This window comes from Methylobacterium haplocladii, from assembly GCF_007992175.1.
Taxonomy (GTDB): domain Bacteria; phylum Pseudomonadota; class Alphaproteobacteria; order Rhizobiales; family Beijerinckiaceae; genus Methylobacterium; species Methylobacterium haplocladii.
On the sequence record NZ_BJZT01000028.1, the window covers coordinates 1 to 18,028 of the forward strand.

General features: G+C 68.7%; 15 protein-coding genes. 10 read left to right on the top strand and 5 right to left on the bottom strand.

The window, feature by feature from the left end:
- Positions 1-145: 145 nt before the first annotated feature.
- Positions 146-1,042: a histone deacetylase family protein gene (locus MHA02_RS12775; protein ID WP_147079187.1), complete on the bottom strand. Its 897-nt coding sequence runs from the start codon at positions 1,040-1,042 to the stop codon at positions 146-148.
- A 258-nt stretch (positions 1,043-1,300) separates the two neighbouring features.
- Between MHA02_RS12775 and MHA02_RS12780 the strand changes: the two genes are divergently transcribed.
- The gene (locus tag MHA02_RS12780) at positions 1,301-2,458 is read left to right on the top strand and encodes a ceramide glucosyltransferase (protein ID WP_147079190.1); all 1,158 of its coding nucleotides are present in this window, start codon (positions 1,301-1,303) and stop codon (positions 2,456-2,458) included.
- Here the strand turns inward: MHA02_RS12780 and queE are convergent.
- Positions 2,455-3,087: a 7-carboxy-7-deazaguanine synthase gene (gene queE, locus MHA02_RS12785; protein WP_147079191.1), complete on the bottom strand. Its 633-nt coding sequence runs from the start codon at positions 3,085-3,087 to the stop codon at positions 2,455-2,457. The two genes, MHA02_RS12780 and queE, sit on opposite strands and share 4 nt — an antisense overlap.
- Positions 3,088-3,330: 243 nt before the next feature.
- Here queE and MHA02_RS12790 point away from each other — a divergent pair, with 243 nt between their 5' ends.
- From MHA02_RS12790 to MHA02_RS12800, 3 genes are all read left to right on the top strand, one after another.
- Complete coding sequence (locus tag MHA02_RS12790; RefSeq protein ID WP_147079193.1) at positions 3,331-4,797, top strand: D-alanyl-D-alanine carboxypeptidase family protein; 1,467 nt, start codon at positions 3,331-3,333, stop codon at positions 4,795-4,797.
- Between the two features lie 61 nt (positions 4,798-4,858).
- Positions 4,859-5,956, top strand: a complete 1,098-nt coding sequence (locus tag MHA02_RS12795) for a CobW family GTP-binding protein (protein ID WP_147079195.1) — start codon at positions 4,859-4,861, stop codon at positions 5,954-5,956.
- A gap of 115 nt (positions 5,957-6,071) precedes the next feature.
- Entirely contained in the window at positions 6,072-7,082 is a 1,011-nt protein-coding gene (locus MHA02_RS12800) for a GNAT family N-acetyltransferase (protein ID WP_147079197.1), read from the top strand.
- Positions 7,083-7,113: 31 nt separating this feature from the next.
- Here the strand turns inward: MHA02_RS12800 and MHA02_RS12805 are convergent, their stop codons facing one another.
- From MHA02_RS12805 to MHA02_RS12815, 3 genes are all read right to left on the bottom strand, one after another.
- Positions 7,114-8,337, bottom strand: a complete 1,224-nt coding sequence (locus MHA02_RS12805; protein WP_147079199.1) for a GGDEF domain-containing protein — start codon at positions 8,335-8,337, stop codon at positions 7,114-7,116.
- Positions 8,338-8,630: 293 nt separating this feature from the next.
- Positions 8,631-8,828: a hypothetical protein gene (locus MHA02_RS12810; protein WP_147079201.1), complete on the bottom strand. Its 198-nt coding sequence runs from the start codon at positions 8,826-8,828 to the stop codon at positions 8,631-8,633.
- Between the two features lie 89 nt (positions 8,829-8,917).
- Positions 8,918-9,592 (bottom strand): Crp/Fnr family transcriptional regulator, encoded by a 675-nt coding sequence (locus MHA02_RS12815; RefSeq protein WP_147079203.1) that lies wholly within the window; start codon positions 9,590-9,592, stop codon positions 8,918-8,920.
- 207 nt (positions 9,593-9,799) lie between these two features.
- On the opposite strand from MHA02_RS12815, the gene MHA02_RS12820 reads away from it, so the two are divergent.
- The 6 genes from MHA02_RS12820 to MHA02_RS12845 all read left to right on the top strand — a co-directional run bounded on the left by MHA02_RS12820 (position 9,800) and on the right by MHA02_RS12845 (position 17,875).
- Positions 9,800-10,600, top strand: coding sequence for a pentapeptide repeat-containing protein (locus MHA02_RS12820; protein WP_147079205.1), 801 nt, complete (start codon positions 9,800-9,802; stop codon positions 10,598-10,600).
- A 182-nt stretch (positions 10,601-10,782) separates the two neighbouring features.
- Positions 10,783-11,175 (top strand): thioredoxin family protein, encoded by a 393-nt coding sequence (locus tag MHA02_RS12825; protein ID WP_147079208.1) that lies wholly within the window; start codon positions 10,783-10,785, stop codon positions 11,173-11,175.
- A gap of 9 nt (positions 11,176-11,184) precedes the next feature.
- Complete coding sequence (locus MHA02_RS12830) at positions 11,185-11,904, top strand: cytochrome c biogenesis CcdA family protein (protein ID WP_147079210.1); 720 nt, start codon at positions 11,185-11,187, stop codon at positions 11,902-11,904.
- Between the two features lie 180 nt (positions 11,905-12,084).
- Complete coding sequence (locus tag MHA02_RS12835; RefSeq protein WP_147079212.1) at positions 12,085-13,185, top strand: efflux RND transporter periplasmic adaptor subunit; 1,101 nt, start codon at positions 12,085-12,087, stop codon at positions 13,183-13,185.
- On the top strand, positions 13,182-16,286 hold the full coding sequence (locus MHA02_RS12840; RefSeq protein WP_147079214.1) for an efflux RND transporter permease subunit: 3,105 nt from the start codon (positions 13,182-13,184) through the stop codon (positions 16,284-16,286). Before MHA02_RS12835 ends, MHA02_RS12840 begins: the two co-directional genes overlap by 4 nt.
- A gap of 254 nt (positions 16,287-16,540) precedes the next feature.
- Complete coding sequence (locus MHA02_RS12845; RefSeq protein ID WP_147079217.1) at positions 16,541-17,875, top strand: aminotransferase class I/II-fold pyridoxal phosphate-dependent enzyme; 1,335 nt, start codon at positions 16,541-16,543, stop codon at positions 17,873-17,875.
- Positions 17,876-18,028 lie beyond the last annotated feature (153 nt).

The following is an 18,028-nucleotide window of genomic DNA, read 5'->3' on the forward strand; positions in this document are numbered from 1 at the left end:
AGCTAGACCACGCCGGCTGAGTGCTGACGTCTCCGTCATTTCCGGGGCTGGGCATCGGAACGCGGGATCCAGAAACGCCGAGGTGTTCGACCCGGGTTCTCGCCTTCGGCAAGCCCCGGAACGACCGCCGTGGGTGGCGACGCATTCAAGCCAGCGCTGCCATAGCCTCGAACACGAGGGCGTGGCGGCCTGCGAGCGCGTCGACGTCGGTGTCGTAGCCGCCGCCGATGACCGAAACCAACGGGATGCCGCGCGACCGTGCCTGCCCGATCACGAAACGGTCGCGCGCGGCGAGGCCCTCATCGGTGAGGCTCAGCCGTCCGAGCCGGTCGTCCCGATGCGGGTCGACGCCGGCATTGTAGAAGATGAGATCCGGGGCAATGGTATCGATCAGAGACGGCAGCCGCGCTTCGAGCACGGCCCGATAGCCAGCATCGTCGAGGCCGTCCGACAGCCCGATGTCGAGATCGCCCGGCACCTTCGGGATCGGATAGTTTCGCTCGGCGTGGATCGACAGCGTGAACAGGTCCGGCTCCCCCGACAGGCAATCGGCCGTACCGTCGCCCTGATGCACGTCGAGATCGACGATCAATACCCGCCCCACCGCTCCCTCGCGCCTCAGTGCAAGCGCCGCGACCGCCACGTCGTTGAAGATGCAGAAGCCGCGTCCGCCATCCCGCCGCGCATGATGGCTACCGCCGGCCGCGCTGCCGGCGAGGCCGTGCGCCAGGGCGAGCCGCGCCGCCGCGAGCGTGCCGCCGGACGACGCTCGGGACCGTGCGGCGACGCCTTCGTCCACATGGAAGCCGATGGTGCGCTCGACGTCCGGAGACACCGCCGCCGCGAAGACGGCGTCGACATAGGCGCGGTCGTGGGCCAGCGCGATCAGATCGGCATCCGCCGGCTCCGGCCTCAGAAATCCGCACGGCACGAGGCCACGCGCGGTCAGAACTTCGGCGAGCCGCCCGTATTTGCGCATCGGAAAGCGATGGCCTTCGGGCAGCGCCGCCTCGTAGGCGGGATGGAACAGGATCGGGACCACGTGCCGGATCACCTCCTCGTGTCTGACAGTCAAAAGCCGTCGAGAGCGACTTGTCCGGCGATCGGTCGTCGGCAAGCGCGACCGTGCGCCGCCACCGACGCAGCGGATGGCCATCAAGACGTCGGCCGCGAAATCCGCCGTTCGGAAATACTGTTGTCATACGGCTGATATCGCCTGCCCGCTAAGGCCACCCGATGTGCATTCCGGCCCTCTGGCCGGCGAGGACGCGGAGTCGCAGGCGACTCGGAGGGATTGCGGATGGTCGGCAGCCTCGAGACCCCAACCCTTCTTGCCCTGTCGTTCTGCGCTTTGTTGACCCTGATCCATCTCGTCAGCATCGCGCTGGCCGCAAGCCGCCTCGGCCGAAGCCGGGGAGCCTCGACCTTTCCGGCCGGTGCGCCGGTCTCGCTGGTGCGCCCGGTCTGCGGGCTGGAGACCTTCAGCGAGGAGACGCTCAGCCGCGGCTTCGTCCTCGATTACCCCGATTACGAGATCGTGTTCTGCGTCGCCGATGCCGGCGACCCGGTCCTGCCGCTGGTGCGGCGGCTGATGGCGGCGCATCCGGCCGTTCCGGCCCGCATCGTCGTCGGCGATCTGCGGGTCAGCGACAACCCGAAGCTCAACAACTGCGTGAGGGGCTGGGAGGCGGCGCGGCACGATTGGGTCGTGCTCGCCGATTCCAACGTACTGATGCCGCACGATTATCTGTGGCAGCTGCAGGCGGCGTGGCGCGCGGATACCGGCCTCGTCTGCTCGACGCCGATCGGCGCCCGTCCGGACGGCTTCTTCGCGGAGGTCGAGTGCGCCTTCCTCAACACGCTGCAGGCACGCTGGCAGTATTCCGGGGCCGCCCTCGGCCTCGGCTTCGCGCAGGGCAAGAGCATGCTCTGGCACAAGCCGTTCCTGGAGGAGCGCGGCGGCATCCGCGCCCTCGGCGCCGAGATCGCCGAGGATGCGGCAGCGACGAAGCTGGTGCGGGCGGCCGGCCGCAAGGTTCATCTCGTCGCCCTGCCATTCAGCCAGCCGCTGGGGCGGCGCAAGCTCTCCGAGGTCTGGTCGCGGCAGCTGCGTTGGGCGCGGCTGCGCCGGATCACCTTCCCGGTGTTCTTCGCACCGGAGATCGGCATCGGCGCGCTGTTTCCCTTCGTGCTCGCCGGAGCACTCGCGGGGACAGCGGAGGCTGCTGCCGGGCTGAGCCTGTTGGCCATGCTTTGGTACGGCGCCGAGTTCATTCTGGCCCGCCACGCCGGCTGGTACCGCCCGGCCCGGCTGCTTCTCGCGATGCTGGTGCGGGACACGATGCTGCCAGCGGTCTGGTGCGGTGCGTGGTTCCGCAGCGCTATCGTCTGGCGCGGCAACGCCATGGACATCCGCAAGGCACCGCTGCGGCTGCGGACGAGGGCAACGGCCGCTTAGGGGATCCCCAGGATCTTGTGCGTTTGCAGCGACAGCCGCCAGCGCGCGTCGCCCCGGCAATAGGCGATCGCGGCCTGCGTGTTGGCAAGTCGGTCGGGCCCGTCCATCGGCTGCAGGAAGCGGCGGAGGAAGGCGAGATCAGCAAAACGCTCCGGCTCGGCGCCGGCTTGCGGAAACACCAGCTTCAGTTCGTGGCCGCTGGTCTGCACGAGGGGATTGCCGGCCTTCGGGCTGACGCAGATCCAATCGATACCCTCGGGCGCCGGCAGGGTCCCGTTGGTCTCAACCGCGATCTCGAAACCGTGTCCGTGGACCGCGGCGATCAGCGCAGTGTCGAGCTGCAGCAGGGGTTCTCCGCCCGTGAAGACCACGAAGCGATCGACCTCACCGCCCTCCCACGCCGCGTCGATCGCGGCCGCAAGGTCGGCGGCACTGGGGAAGCGCCCTCCCCCGTCTCCGTTCATGCCGACGAAGTCCGTGTCGCAGAAGCGGCAGGCGGCGTCCGCCCGGTCCTCCTCGCGGCCGGACCAGAGGTTGCAGCCGGTGAAGCGGCAGAAGACGGCGGCGCGGCCGGCCTGCGCGCCCTCGCCCTGCAACGTGTGAAACAGTTCCTTGACCGCGTAGGCCATCGCTCATCCCGCCGCCGATGCGGCATCCGTCGGGTCTTGCCGCCGCAGATAGCCCCGATGGACTCGGATCGCCACCGGCGTGGCGTCGGCCATGACGCGGATCCAACGCCAGGCCGAGTTCGGTGGGGACAACCCGCTTCGCCTTGCTCTCGCCATGGAGGCTGCGTTGAAGATGGATGTCGCGCGCCCGACACTGCGCCGGGGGCGGCACGCCCCAAAACCTCTCGCGACTGAGACCTATCGATGCTGAACCGGGTTCTTGGACGGGTGATCGGGGCGTTCGGCGTCCTCGCCGCTTTCGCGGGGACGGCCGTCGCGGTCACGGCGCCGATTGTCGTAGTCGAGGTCGATTCCGGCAAGGTGATCTACAGCCAGGGCGCCACCGACCCCTGGTACCCAGCCTCGATCACCAAGCTGATGACCACCTATGTCGCCCTCGACATGGTGCGCCAGGGCAAGGTGTCCCTCGACACGCTGCTGACGATCTCGCCCCAAGCTGCTGCCGAGCCACCCTCGAAGATGGGCTTCAAGCCCGGCACGCAGCTGACCCTCGACAACGCCCTGAAGATCATCATGGTCAAGTCGGCCAACGACGTGGCCTGGGCGATCGGCGAGAACCTCGGCGGCACCGTCGACGGCTTCTCGGACATGATGAACGAGACCGCGCGCCGGATCGGCATGCGCGAGAGCCGCTGGTACAACCCAAACGGGCTGCCCGAGCCGCGCCAATGGACCTCGGCCCGCGACATGGCGATTCTGGGCCGCGCCCTGATGCGCGACTTTCCCGACCAGCAGGCGCTGTTCTCGATCTCGGCGATCCAGTTCGGCAAGGCCGTGATGGCGAACCACAATGGCCTGCTCGGCCGCTATGCGGGTGCCGACGGCATGAAGACCGGCTTCATCTGCTCGGGCGGTTTCAATGTGGTGGCGAGCGCCACCCGCAATGGCCGGCGCATCATCACGGTGGTGATGGGCCAGCCGAGCGCTCGCGAGCGCGACCTCAAGGCCGCCGACCTGTTCGATTACGGCTTCAGCCAGTCCGCCGGCTGGACCGCGCCGACGCTCGAAGCCCTGCCCTCCTCGACGATCGGCGCGCCGCCGGACATGCGCCCCTATATCTGCGACCGGAAGAAGCCGATGCCGGTCGACGAGGGCCAGGCCGCGATCACCTCCAACGCGCCCGCCGGCGCCGACAACGCCTTCTCGCAGCTCCTCGGCGCGACCCAGGCCGGTGCCGCTCCCGTCGCCCTCGCCACATTGAACAGCGCCAACATGCGCGGCCGCAGCCTGCCGCCGCGGGCTCCTCTGCAGCCGATCGCCGTCTGGACTGGCAGCAGCCCGGCCGCGGGCGCCGCAGCGCTCGCCCAACAAGAGGAAGAGGCCAAGAACAGCAAGGCTGCCAAGCTCGCGGCCGCCAAGGAGAAGCGCGAGGCGGCCCGGGAGGCGGCCAAGCAGGCCAAAGCCGAGAAGGCCGCCAAGGTCCGTGCCGCAGCTGTCACCGCGCCGCATCCGCACGGCAAGGCCGGCGTTCCCGCGACGACCAGCGCCTACACGGCCGTCGATGGCCCGGAGAAGAAGCCGGCCAAGGCAGCTGGGAAGGCTGCCGTGAAGGCGTCCCCGGCGACGGTGGCCAAGCCCACCGCCAAGCCCGCTACGAAGGCTGCGGCCAAGCCCGCGGCGAAGAAGAAGAGCGCCGCTGCGAGCGAGTAGAACCGAGCGCCGCGAGCGCCTATGTCCCGGTGCGATAGCCACCGAGATCGCGCCCACTGATATGACCGAACGAAACGGCCGTCCGGCGCCGATCCCGTTGACCGTGCTCACCGGCTTTCTCGGCGCAGGTAAGACCACGCTCCTGAACCGGCTCCTGCAGGATCCGGCGCTCGCCGATACCGTGGTGATCGTGAACGAGTTCGGCGAGATCGGGCTCGATCACCTGCTCGTCGAGACTGTCGACGAAGACATGATCCTGCTCGGCGCCGGCTGCCTCTGCTGCACCGTGCGCGGCGATCTCATCGCGGCGCTCGAAGACCTCCTGAAGAAGCGCGACAACGACCGCATCAAGGCGTTCCGCCGGGTCGTGATCGAGACGACCGGCCTCGCCGACCCTGCCCCGATCCTGCATGCGCTGATCGCGCACCCTTACCTGTCGATGCGGTTCCGACTGCAGGGCGTCGTGACCGTGGTCGACGCCGTCAACGGCGCTTCCACCCTCGACGAGCACACCGAGGCCGTGCGGCAGGCCGCCGTCGCCGACATCCTGGTGATGACGAAGCGCGATCTGTCCGGCGCGGAGCCCGAGCTGCTGGCCTCACGGCTCCGCCAACTCAACCCCGGTGCCCGGCTGGAGGAGCCCGACGTTGCGGCCGAGACGCTCCTCGGCGGCTTCTTCGGACTCGACGCAAAGAGTGCGGACGTCCGTGAATGGCTCGGCGCCGAGGACGCTGCCCGGGATCATCACCATGATGGCCACGGCCACCATCATCACGACGTGAACCGCCACGACGCGGCGATCCGCGCGTTTCATCTCGTCAGCGACACACCCGTTCCGCGCCCGGCCTTCGAGATGTTTCTGGACCTGATCCGCTCGGCACACGGCCCGAAGCTGCTGCGCCTCAAGGGGCTCGTCGCGATGGCCGACGATCCGGAGCGGCCGGTGGTGGTGCACGGCGTCCAGCACGTCGTCCATGCGCCGGTGACGCTCGAGGCCTGGCCCGATGCGGACCGCCGCTCGCGCCTCGTCCTGATCGTGCGCGACCTCGACCCTGCCTTCGTCGAGCGGATCTGGGACGCCTTCCTGGGACGCCCCCGGATCGACGGGCCGGATGCGGCGGCGTTGTCCGCCAACCCCCTCGCCATCCCGAACGGCTGACCGTTTTCGGACAAACCCTCCCGGCACCGTTCTTGAACCCTTAACCCCGTGCTCACGGGCGCGCCGGCAGATCGTCCCGTAACGGGACTGCGGCGCAGGGGATCGGGACGGGTCGATGCAGCCACGCTTCACCATCATCCAGGGCGGTCTGTCGGAAATGGCGCCGCGCGCCGTCCCGATGCCCGGCCGCGCCGGGCTCGCTCTGGTGACGGATGCGCCCACCGCGAAAGCCGCCGCCGCGGCCGGATGGCGCGTGGACGTGCGCCGTCCGGCCGAGTTGCGCGAGGCCGAGATCGAGGAATGGCGGGCGCTCGCCGCCCGCGCCACCAATCTCGATCCCTTCGCCGATCCGGATTTTCTGGCCACTGCAGCCCTGCACGTGCCGCGCGGGAATGCGGGCGGCATCGCCTTTGCCCTCGTTTTCTCCACGAACGAGACCGGAATCGAGCGCCTGCGCGGCGTGATCCCGCTCGCCCTGCCGCATCCGATGTGGGGTGGTCCGGCCGTCGCCCTCTGGCAGGCGCCACTGTCGCCCCGCCCGGTCGAGCCCGTCTTCGCCGACGGTGCGGCGGCCGGTGCGATCGCGGCGCTGCTCGATCATCTCGCCGAGACCAACCCGCGCGCGAGCCTGCGTCTCTCCGGCATCGCTGCCACCGGCGCCCTGCTCGCGGATCTCAGCGCCGACGCGCGCTTCCGTGTCGCGGACCGTGAGACACACCCTGTGATCCCGGAGGCTCAGTTCGTGCGAGTCGGCCTGCGCCAGACCGTATCTCGCATCGAGCGGATCACCGCCCCCGACAAGATCCGCGACGCGATCGAGCGTTTCCTGCTGGCGGACGCGTGCCGTTCGCGCCGGCCGCTGCTCCCCTATCCCGCCGCCGTCTCGACGCTCCGCGTCGTGTCCCGCCTTTTCGCCCGTCGCGGTCTCATCGAAGTCGAGCTGCACTCGGCGTTCGGTGAGGTCGTGTCCGCCGCGATCCGTCTCGGCCGCGAGGGCGAGCGCATGCTCTGGCGCTCGGCCAACCTCGACGAGGCTCTTCCGGTCCAACCGCGCACGGCGGATGTCGAGATCGCGTTGGTTGACGCCGTGGAGCGCCCGGCCGTGATCAGGCTGGTCGTGTCGTAAGCTCGCTCCGATGATCGAGGGGCACACCCCTTCACACGAACGCCACGTCCAGCCGCCGATCCGCCTTGGCGACGATCTGGCACTTTCGCGATAGTCCGTCCGCCTCGATGAGGAGCTTGAAGGTCTCCGGCACGCCGGCCGTGTCGACGATCCGGAGGGAGGCGCTTTCGTCCGAGAGGCTGCGGACGGTGCAGTCGAGGGACGAGCGGCCGCCGTTGAACGAGATCAGCCCGGCCTTCAGCACCCGGCGCCGGGTGCCCTGGTGGGCGATCGCGACGGTCCGCCATTCGCGGCAGCGATTGCGGCCCTCGTGCTTGGCCGCGTAGAGCGCGGCGTCGGCGTTCTCGAGCAGGCCATCCATGTCAGCCGTCGCGCCGTCGAGGGCCGCGACGCCGAAGCTCGCCGTGACCTGGAGGGCACCCCCCGGGGTCGGGATCCGCACGTGAGCGATCGCCGCCCTCAGCTTCTCGGCCACTCTCAGCGCCGAGGCGAGGCTGGTATACGGGAGCAGGACCGCGAACTCCTCGCCGCCCATCCGGCCGAAGGCGTCGGACTTGCGCAGCTCCTCGCGGCAGGCCGCCGTCGCCGCGGCCAGCACGAGGTCCCCGACCGCATGGCCGTGCCGGTCGTTGACCGACTTGAAGTGGTCGAGATCGACCATGATGCAGGAGAGATCGTGCCGGTGCCGTTGGGCCAGGGCGAAGGCCCGCGCAAACTCCTCGCGAAAAGCGCGTCGGGACAGGGTGCCGGTCAAACCGTCGGTCATGGCGAGCATTCGCAGTTCCAGCTCGCTCATCACGATTCGCGCGAGATCGGTCAGCGTCTCGACCTGATCGTCGAGGAAGCTGCGCGGCTTCGTATCCATCGCGCAGAGCGTGCCGATCCCGTGCCCCTCCGGGGTGATCAGCGGCGCGCCGGCATAGAAGCGGATGTGGGGCGCGCCGACCACGAAGGGGTTGGCCAGAAAACGCGGGTCTTCGTTCGTATCGGGGACGATCAGCGCGCGGGTTTCGCGGATGGCGACATCGCAGAGGGCCGGTCCGCGGGGCGTCTCGCAGGCTGCGACGCCGGTCCGAGACTTGAACCACTGACGATGCCCGTCGATCAGCGTGATGGTCGACATCGGCACGTCGAAGATCCGCCGCGTCAGCCGCGTGATCCGGTCGAACGCCTCTTCGCACGGCGTGTCGAGGATGTCGTAACGGTCGAGTGCGGCGAGCCGCTCGGGCTCACGCTTTTGTCCCTCAGCGGGCATGACACGAACTTACCGGCGGTGGAAGACGGACCGGATTACTACGCGGCCGTGCTTTACGAACGGTTTTTCGTCAACGGCCACAAGACCGCGACCCGTGAGAAGGGGGTGCGAAAAGTGGAAGTCGGTTTTCCGAAAACCGAGCCTTGCGGCTAAGCTACCGAAAGCAGCGCTGCAGCCTTATCCTCGTGGCTCCACATCCTGTCCCGGCTGGGCTGGGCGTCGGAGGAACCCGATCCGGCACGCGCAATAGCGGACAGGACGGCGGACATCCGGTCCGGCCGTCCCCAAATCCGTCAGCGGTCGCCGAAGCCCGACAGCAGCTTCTCGATCTGCGCCATGCCGTTCTCGCGGGCCTTGGCCTCGGAGTGGTGGTTGCGGTCGGAGCGCTGGGCCAGTTTGCCGTGCTTGCGGATCGCCCACTGGTATGAGCCCCCGTCGGCCTTCGGCGGGATGATCTCCAGGGTGTAGGGGTGCGTCTCGTTATCGTTCATAGCGGTCTCATGCCACGCAAGGCGCCCGGAACCAAGATAGATCGCGCGGCCGTGGCGTCGAATCGGCCGCAAGCGTGCCGGAAAACACGTCAACGGCTCCGAAAGGCCGCCAGCGCCACGCGATGGGCGACGACGATCTGGCCGCGGCGGAGCACGACCGACCCACGCTCGGCCCACTCGCCGAGGATGCGACTGATCACCTCGCGCACGCTGCCGAGGTCCGAGGCGAGCTGGTGATGGGTCTTGACGACGATACCGTCGGCATCGGCCTCGACCAGAAGGCGGCGGGCGAGGCGCTGCTCCAGCGACGCGAAGGCGATGTCGTCCACCAGGGTGAACAGGCTGGAGAGCAGGCGGGTATAGTCGTCGAGCACGAAGGCACGGAATTCGGCGCTCTCGGCCATGAGTTGCCGGAAAATGTCGATCGGCAGCGCGGCGAGTTCGGTGCGTGTCTCGGCGACGCTCTCGGCCGGGAAATTGCCACCGGACAGCAGGCATTGGGTGGTCAGCACGCAGGTGCCGCCGCCGGTCACCTTGTAGATCAGCATCTCACGGCCGGTTTCCGACACCCGGAAGACGCGGGTGCGCCCGTCGATGCACATCAGATAGTAGGCGCAAGGTCCCTCGAGTTCGTAGGCGACGGCGTTCGCCTCCAGCACCGGAAACTGCACGGTGCCGCGCGCGATCTGGAGATGCGCCGCGGAGAAGTTTCCGATGAGCGGAAAGCGCTCGATCCAGCGCTCGATCCGATGACTGTCCGGCATGCGTGGCGTCCGCCTGTCGCCGGTCCGTCGAGGCGGCCGGCCCCTTTTTTTTTGGAAGTTCTTCCCGCCGGAGGGCTTCCTGTGTGACCTGGGTCACCGACATGAGCGGCCTTCCACGATAACACTCCCCTACACCGATCATAAGCCGTGGCTCGACGACGCGCAGAGTTGCCGGCGCCGTCCGGCACCCCCGGGAGATACCCTGCCGTGCGCGCCCCTGCCCTCGCCCTTCTCGTCGCGCTGGCTGCCGCCGGTCCGGCCCTCGCCGCACAGGACATGCTGCTGGGGGCCGACATGACCTCGGACAAGATGACGAAGGCCGAGATGACCCGTGCGGATATCGAGGGTCTGATCGCGGGAGCCGGCGGTAAGCCGATCGACCTCCATGACAGGAGTCTGTCGGGTCTCGACCTGTCGGGGCTCGACCTCAGGGGGGCCAACTTGCGCACCGCGCGGCTCAACGGCACCGACCTCCAGGGCGCCGACCTCGGCGGCGCCAACCTGCAGCAGGCCTGGTTCCTGAAGGCGAACCTCAGCGGGGCCAAGCTCGTCGGAGCCGACATGTTCGGCATCACGGCGCGCAACGCGAATTTCTCGGGAGCCGATCTCAGCCGGGCCAAGCCGATCGGCGACTTCTCCGGGGCGAACCTCAGGGGCGCAACGCTGACCGATCTCAAGGGCAACGCCGACATGAGGAACCAGTCCATGGGCCTGATGGGCACGGTGTTCACGGGCGTGAACCTGGAGGGCGCGACGTTGAAGGGCGCCGGTCTGAGCCACGCCAAACTCGACTATGCCAACCTCAAGGGCGCCGACCTCAGCGAGGCGAACCTGACCGCCGCTGACGCTTCCGGCACCGATCTGTCTGGAGCCATCATCACCGGCGCCAGCGTGAAGGGCATGGACGTGAGCGGGGCCAAGCTGCTGGGGATCAAAGGCCGGGACACTGCCAGGGGTTGGGCCGATCTCGTCAACGCCGACCGGGCGATCGCCGATACGAGCCGGTGATCACGCAAGAGTTTGATGTCTGCACCGGCCGTGGCCGGCCTGGGCCGCGGACAGGATGCCCGTCCAGGGCTACGAGTAACCGAATGACAGGCCCAGTCGAATGGACCCGGCCTGAAGCGGATAGGTCGTGGTCGTCTCGAGCCGCTCCGTTTCCCGAGCAAGCCAACGAAGCCGGTCAAACCATGCTCCCTCGCCGAACCCTCCTCGCCCTCGCGGCTCTTTTCACGCTCGGTCTCGCGCCCCCCGCCCGGGCCGGCGAGAGCGTGGCCTACACGCCCGATGCGTTCGCCGCCGCGCAGAAGGCCGGCAAGCCGATCCTCGTCGAGGTCAGCGCGCCCTGGTGCCCGATCTGCAAGACGCAGAAGCCGATCCTGGCCAGACTTGCCAAGGACCCGCGATTCAAGGACCTGCAGATCTTCGACATCGACTTCGACAGCCAGAAGCCGGCCCTGCGCACCTTCGACGCCCGCACCCAGAGCACGCTCATCGCCTACAAGGGCGGCACCGAAGTCGGCCGTTCCGTCGGCGAAACCCAGCCGGAATGGATCGAGGGGCTGCTCGAGAAGGCGCTCTGAGGGCCTGCCATGGTCACGACGTTCGGCCTCGCCTTCCTCGCGGGCATCCTCTCTGTGTTGTCGCCCTGCGTGTTGCCGCTGCTGCCGCTGGTGCTCGGGGCAGCGGCCTCCGAGCATAGATACGGTCCGGCGGCGCTTGCGGCGGGGCTCGCGATCTCCTTCGTCGCGATCGGACTGTTCGTGGCCACGATCGGTTTTTCGCTCGGGCTCGATACCGGCGTGTTTCGCACCGTCGCGGCGATCCTGCTGATCGGCGTCGGCCTCGTGCTGATACTGCCGGTGCTGCAGACCCGGCTCGCCACCGCCGCCGGCCCCGTGAGCAACTGGACGGAGACGCGCTTCGGCGGGTTCTCCACGACTGGGCTCGCCGGACAATTTGGCGTCGGCCTGCTGCTCGGGGCGGTGTGGAGCCCCTGCGTCGGCCCGACGCTCGGCGCGGCGTCACTGCTGGCCTCGCAGGGCCGGGATCTCGGCACCGTCGCGGTGACGATGCTGCTGTTCGGCCTCGGCGCAGCCTTGCCGCTCCTCGTCTTCGGCATGCTTTCGCGCGAGATGCTGATGCGCTGGCGCGACCGGATGATGAGCCTCGGCAAGGGCATGAGGGCGGCGCTCGGCGCGATCCTCGTGGTGACCGGCCTCGTCATCGTATCCGGCTACGACAAGCTGCTGGAGACGGCCCTGGTGGACGCCTCGCCGGACTGGCTGACGAACCTGACCACGCGGTTCTGACCGGCTCCCTTTACCGGACGCCTGAAGCCTGAGCGGAAGGCGATCCGGCACGGGGTCCGACGCTTCGCTCCGTGCCAGGACCACCAGCCTCCTCTCGCGTTGACCGCCCGTAAACGCTGTTTTGGTAAGCCCGGCTGCGATCGCGCCTGTGTCTGCCGATCGCCCGAGGAGGCCCCCTGCGTGGCTCGATTCCCGCGTTTCACGCGGCCGGCGCCGGTCTTCGGCTTGGCGGCGCTCGCGCTCGCGTCCTGCGGCCCGGATGCCGACGGGCCGCCGCCGCCGCTCGTGCGGAGTTTCGTGGTGGCGCCCGGGGGAGCCGGCGTGCAGCGCTTCACCGGTGTGGTGCGGGCGCGGACCGAGAGCGCGCTCGGCTTCCGTGTCGCCGGCAAGATTTCGGAGCGCCTCGTCGATCCGGGCGACCGGGTGAAGCGCGGCCAGCCGCTGATGCGACTCGACCACGCCGATTTCGGCCTCGCGCTGAGTTCGGCCAAAGCCACCGTCGACGCCGCGCGGGCCCAGATGGTGAAGACGGCCGCCGACGAGAAGCGCAGCCGCCGGCTGGCCACCGAGGGCTGGGTCTCGGTGCAGGCCTACGACCAGATCAAGGCTGCGGCCGACGCGGCGGCCGCGCAATTCGCCGCCGCCGAGGCTCAGGCCGGCCAGATCGGCAACCAGGCGGCTTATGCAGAACTCCAGGCCGATGCCGACGGCGTGGTCATGGAAGTGCCGGCGGAGCCGGGACAGGTCGTCGGCGCCGGCCAGACCGTGGTGCGCCTCGCCCGCGACGGTGCCCGCGAGGCCGAGGTTTTCCTACCCGAGGGCGCCGAGCGCATGGCCAATGCCGACGCCACCGCCGCGCTCTATGCCAGCCGTGATGCCGCCTTCCCCGCGCATCTGCGCGAACTCTCGGCCATGGCCGATCCGGCGACGCGCACCTATCGCGCCCGCTACGTTCTCGAAGGCACCGGCGAATCCGCAGCCTTGGGTGCCACGGTCACCGTCGCGCTGCAGGCGAGCCTGCGCGGCAACGACGCGAGCTTTTCCGTGCCGCTCGGCGCACTCTTCGACAGTGGCGACGGCCCGTCAGTCTGGAAGATCGACCCCGCCACCCGCACCGTCGCCGCCCAGCCGGTGCTGGTCACCCGGATGCGCGAGGAAAGCGCCGACATCGCCTTCGGGCTCAACGAGGGCGACCGCATCGTCGCGCTCGGCGCGCATCTGCTCAAAGGTGGGCAGCGCGTCCGCGTCGGCGCCGAGCGCGTGGCGGATGCCGTGAAATGACCGGCTTCAACCTTTCGGCGCTGGCGGTTCGCGAGCGGGCGATCACGCTGTTTCTGATCATTGCGACGATAGGCGCCGGCTGCTTCGCCTTCGTGAAGATGGGGCGCGCCGAGGATCCCTCCTTCACCGTCAAGACGCTGGTGGTCTCCGCTGCGTGGCCCGGCGCGACGGCCGAGGAGATGCAGCGGCAGGTCGCCGACCCTCTCGAAAAGCGTCTTCAGGAACTCACCTGGTACGACCGCGTCGAGACCACCTCGCGCCCGGGCCTCGTGCTGATGAAGCTCAACCTCAAGGACGGCACCCCGGCCGCCGAGGTGCCCGAGCAGTTCTACCAGACCCGAAAGAAGCTCGCGGATACCGCGAGCACCCTCCCCCGCGGCGTCTACGGTCCCTTCGTCAACGACGAATTCTCCGACGTCTACTTCTCGCTCTACGCGCTGCAGGCCCGGGACATGCCGCATCGCCATCTGGTTGCGCAGGCGGAGGAATTGCGCCAGCGGCTGCTGCGGGTGCCCGGCGTCGGCAAGGTCAACATTCTGGGCGAGCAGGCCCAGAAGATCTTCGTCGAGATCTCCTATCAGCGCCTCGCTACGCTCGGCATCAGCGGACAGGCGCTGTTCGCCGCGATCGCCGCGCAGAACGACCTGACGCCCGGCGGCTTCGTCGAGACCGCCGGCCCACGCACCTATCTCCGCCTCGACGGGGCGCTGGAGGGCATCGAGGCAGTCAAGGCGATCCCCGTCGGCACGGGCGGCCGCAGCCTCAAGCTCGGCGACGTGGCCGAGGTCACGCGCGGCTACGAGGACCCGAAGAGCTTCGTGATCCACAACGACGGCGAGCCGGCCCTGCTGCTCGGCCTCGTGATGAAGCCCGGCACGAACGGCCTCAGCCTCGGCGCGGCCCTCGTGAGGGAAGAGGCCGGCATCCGCGCCTCGCTGCCGGCCGGCCTGAAATTGGAAAAGATCTCGGATCAGGCGCGGGTCATCGACGCGTCCATCGACGAGTTCATGGTCAAATTCTTCACGGCGCTGGCCGTGGTCGTCGGCGTCAGCCTGCTGACGCTCGGGCTGCGCGTCGGCATCGTCGTGGCGCTGGCGGTGCCGCTGACCTTGTCGGCCGTGTTCGTCGTGATGATGGCCACCGGCCGCGATTTCGATCGGATCACCCTGGGCGCCCTCATCCTGTCGCTCGGCCTATTGGTGGACGATGCCATCATTGCAATCGAGATGATGGTGGTGCGCATGGAGGAAGGTGCCGACCGGATCAGCGCCGCCACCCATGTCTGGGGCACGACGGCTTTGCCGATGCTCTCGGGTACGATCATCACCATTGCCGGCTTCCTGCCGGTGGGTTTCGGCCGATCCACCGCCGGAGAATACGCCGGCAACATCTTCTGGGTCGTGGCGTTCTCGCTGATCGTCTCGTGGTTCGTGGCGGTGACCTTCACGCCGTATCTCGGCGTGAAGCTGCTCCCCCAGATCAAGCGGGTCGAAGGCGGGCACGACGCGATCTACGCGACCAAGCACTACGCACGCCTGCGCCGGCTGGTCCGCCTCTGCGTCGACCGCAAAAAGCTCGTCGCCGGGCTGACGCTCGGCCTGTTCGTGCTCGCGGCGGCCGGCGCGGGCCTCGTCGAGCAGCAGTTCTTTCCGAATTCCGACCGGCCGGAGCTGATCGTCGAGGTGAACATGCCGCCGGGCACGGCCTTCGACGTCACCGAGGCCTCGGTGAAGCGGATCGAGGCGGCTTTGCGCGCCGAGCCGGAATCCCGGATCGTCACGGCCTATGTCGGCCAGGGCCTGCCGCGCTTCATCCTGCCGCTCGATCCGGAACTGCCCGATCCGGCCTTCGCGCAAATCGTGGTGCTCACCGCCGACAGCCACGCCCGCGACCGGCTCAAGGACAAGGCGCGGGCCATGGTCGAGGCCGGGCTGTTTCCCGAGGCGCGGGTGCGGGTGACGCAGTTCGTGTTCGGGCCGCCAGTGCGCTATCCCGTTCTCTTCCGGGTGATCGGCCCCGATCTCGACGAGCTGCGAAAGATCGCGGCGCGGGTGCGGGACGTCGTCGCCGCCAACCCGGACATGCGCCTCGCACATCTCGACTGGGGCGACAGGACGCCGAACCTGCGCCTCGCCTTCGACCAGGAGCGCCTGCGCCTGCTCGGCCTCTCTCCCCGCGACGCGGCGATGCAACTCCAGACCATGCTCAACGGAGCACCGGCCACGCAGGTGCGCGAAAACCTGCGCCCGGTCGACGTGATGGTGCGCAGTCCCTCGGCCGAGCGCCGCACGCTGGGCTCCATCGGCAGCATGACCCTGGTTACGAGCGATGGAAAAGCCGTGCCGCTCTCACAGGTCGCCCGGCTCGAGAGCCGCAGCGAGGACGCGGTGCTCAAGCGCTACGATCGCAATCCCTGCATCGCCGTGCAGGGCGACGTACGCGACGGGCGGCAACCGCCGGACGTGACGGCGAAGATCCTGCCGCTGCTGGAGCCGATCAAGGCCGGGCTGCCGCCGGGCTACCGCATCGATACGGGCGGTTCGGTCGAGGACAGCGCCAAGGCGCAGGCGGCGCTCGGTGCAGTCTTTCCGCTGATGCTCGTGGTGACGCTCACCGTCCTGATGTTTCAGGTCCGCTCGTTCTCGACGATGTTCATGGTGCTCGCCACCGCTCCCCTCGGGCTCTGCGGCGCGGTGCCGACGCTTCTCGTGTTCGGCCAGGCCTTCGGTTTCAACGCCATCCTCGGCCTCATTGGGCTGTCGGGCATCCTGATGCGCAACACCCTGATTCTCGTCGACCAGATCGATCGAGAGAAGGCGGCCGGCCTCTCGGATTACGACGCCATCGTCGAATCGACGGTGCGCCGCGCCCGGCCGGTTATTCTCACGGCGCTCGCCGCCATGCTCGCCTTCATCCCCCTGACCCATTCGGTGTTCTGGGGCGCGCTGGCCTACGTGCTGATCGGCGGGGTGGGAGTCGGCACGGTACTGACGCTGCTCTTCCTGCCGGCCTTGTATGCGCTGTGGTTCCGGGTGGCGGCACCGGTCGTTGCGGCGGCGGAGGAGTCAGTGTGGATGCCGGCCGAGCCGGTCGGTGCATGACGCCCGCCAGACACTGTCGCGCACAGGGGGGTGGGTTGGAGCGATACCGTACGAGCGCAAGTCGCTCGCAGCGGTCCCACCACACCGACCGTCCCTGCGCCGCCTTTCCCAAACCGAACCCATCGCCCAACATCATTCGTTAATCGCGTCCGCACCCAGCTGCGCCACGCCGTTGAGAATTAAGCCGAAAGCAATCCGCAATCGCAAAACTCCTTCCACTACGCGCAACCACAAGCGCGAGCGGCGGGCACGGCATGAGCATCATCGACACCAGCGACGCAGGCCGATCCGGCCTCACCGGCAGCGCGCGCGATTTTCGCGTCCCGGGCGGTCCGGATCTGCTGGGGCGCGGCGACGGCTTCTTCGCGTGGCAGCAGACACGGCGGCAGAACGGATACTGGCCGTTCTCGCGCTCCACCGAGACCCGCCCCGGCACCGCCTGCCGAGCACGCGACGACAGCGGCAACCCGATGGAGGGCGTCAACTTCTCCTCGCAGGACTACTTGAGCCTCGCCGCGCATCCGGAGATCGCCGAGGTCGCGACCGATGCCGTGAAGCGCTTCGGCGTCCACAGCGCCGGCTCGGCCGTGCTGGTCGGCAACACCGCGAGTTCGGTCGCCCTGGAGCGCCGCATCGCCGACTTCCTCGAGATGGAGCAGGCCGTGCTCTATCCGACCGGCTGGGCGGCCGGCTACGGCGTGATCCGCGGGCTCGTGCGCTCGGCCGACCACATCGTGATGGACGCCCTCTCGCATACCTGCCTGCAGGAGGGCGCCAGCGCGTCAACGCAGAACATCTCGCTGTTCCGCCATCTCGACCTCGACCATTGCCGATCGAAGCTCCAGGCGATCCGCGCGAAGGACGCGCGAAACGGCGTCATGGTCATCACCGAGGGCCTGTTCTCGATGGACTCGGACACGCCCGATCTCGCCGCGCTGCAGGCGCTCTGCAACGAATACAGCGCCACGCTGATGGTCGACGTCGCCCATGATCTCGGTGCGCTCGGCACGGAAGGACGCGGCCATATCGGCATCCAGGGGATGCTGGGGAAGGTCGACCTCGTGATGGGCAGCTTCTCCAAGACCTTCGCCTCGAACGGCGGCTTCGTCGCCACCAACCGGCGCGCGATCAAGGAATACCTTCGCTACTACAGCCCCTCGACCACCTTCTCGAACGCGCTCTCGCCGGTGCAGACCGCGGTGATCGGCAAGGCCTTCGAGATCGTCGCCTCCGCCGAGGGCAAGATGCTTCGCGAAAAACTGATGCGGAACGTCGTCAGCCTGCGCAGGCAGTTCGGCGAGCAGGGCCTCGACGTCTACGGCGACCCCTCGGCGATCGTCTGCGCCAAGGTCGGAGCCGAGAGCATCGCCCGTATGGTCAGCCGCCGCCTGCCGACGCTGGGCCTGCTCGCCAACCTCGTCGAGTACCCCGCCGTGGCCAAGGGTGCCGCGCGCTTCCGGCTGCAGGTCATGGCCGGCCATTCCGAGGAAAACATCCGGCACGCCGTCAAAGCGATCAAGCTCGCGGTGGACGAAGCGCGAATCATGGCGGCGGTGCGCGAGGCGCGTTCGCGGGCGATGGCGGCGTAGCGCCTCGCCGAGGGCGCGCATTCCCACCGATCCGGCTATACCCGGCCCAGTGATCCCCGCTCAGCCCCGCCCCTTCCTCGACGTCTCGCGTTCCGTGCTCGGCCGGCCCTGGCGCGAGCGCGGTGCCGACGCGACGCAGCACGCCTTCGCCAC

Coding starts and splice junctions, on each gene's coding strand:
- MHA02_RS12840 (WP_147079214.1), top strand. CDS start 13,182: ATGACCGGCTTCAACCTTTCGGCGCTGGCGGTTCGCGAGCGGGCGATC.
- MHA02_RS12790 (WP_147079193.1), top strand. CDS start 3,331: ATGCTGAACCGGGTTCTTGGACGGGTGATCGGGGCGTTCGGCGTCCTC.
- MHA02_RS12780 (WP_147079190.1), top strand. CDS start 1,301: ATGGTCGGCAGCCTCGAGACCCCAACCCTTCTTGCCCTGTCGTTCTGC.
- MHA02_RS12810 (WP_147079201.1), bottom strand. CDS start 8,828: ATGAACGATAACGAGACGCACCCCTACACCCTGGAGATCATCCCGCCG.
- MHA02_RS12815 (WP_147079203.1), bottom strand. CDS start 9,592: ATGCCGGACAGTCATCGGATCGAGCGCTGGATCGAGCGCTTTCCGCTC.
- MHA02_RS12795 (WP_147079195.1), top strand. CDS start 4,859: ATGACCGAACGAAACGGCCGTCCGGCGCCGATCCCGTTGACCGTGCTC.
- MHA02_RS12830 (WP_147079210.1), top strand. CDS start 11,185: ATGGTCACGACGTTCGGCCTCGCCTTCCTCGCGGGCATCCTCTCTGTG.
- MHA02_RS12805 (WP_147079199.1), bottom strand. CDS start 8,337: ATGCCCGCTGAGGGACAAAAGCGTGAGCCCGAGCGGCTCGCCGCACTC.
- queE (WP_147079191.1), bottom strand. CDS start 3,087: ATGGCCTACGCGGTCAAGGAACTGTTTCACACGTTGCAGGGCGAGGGC.
- MHA02_RS12825 (WP_147079208.1), top strand. CDS start 10,783: ATGCTCCCTCGCCGAACCCTCCTCGCCCTCGCGGCTCTTTTCACGCTC.
- MHA02_RS12800 (WP_147079197.1), top strand. CDS start 6,072: ATGCAGCCACGCTTCACCATCATCCAGGGCGGTCTGTCGGAAATGGCG.
- MHA02_RS12845 (WP_147079217.1), top strand. CDS start 16,541: ATGAGCATCATCGACACCAGCGACGCAGGCCGATCCGGCCTCACCGGC.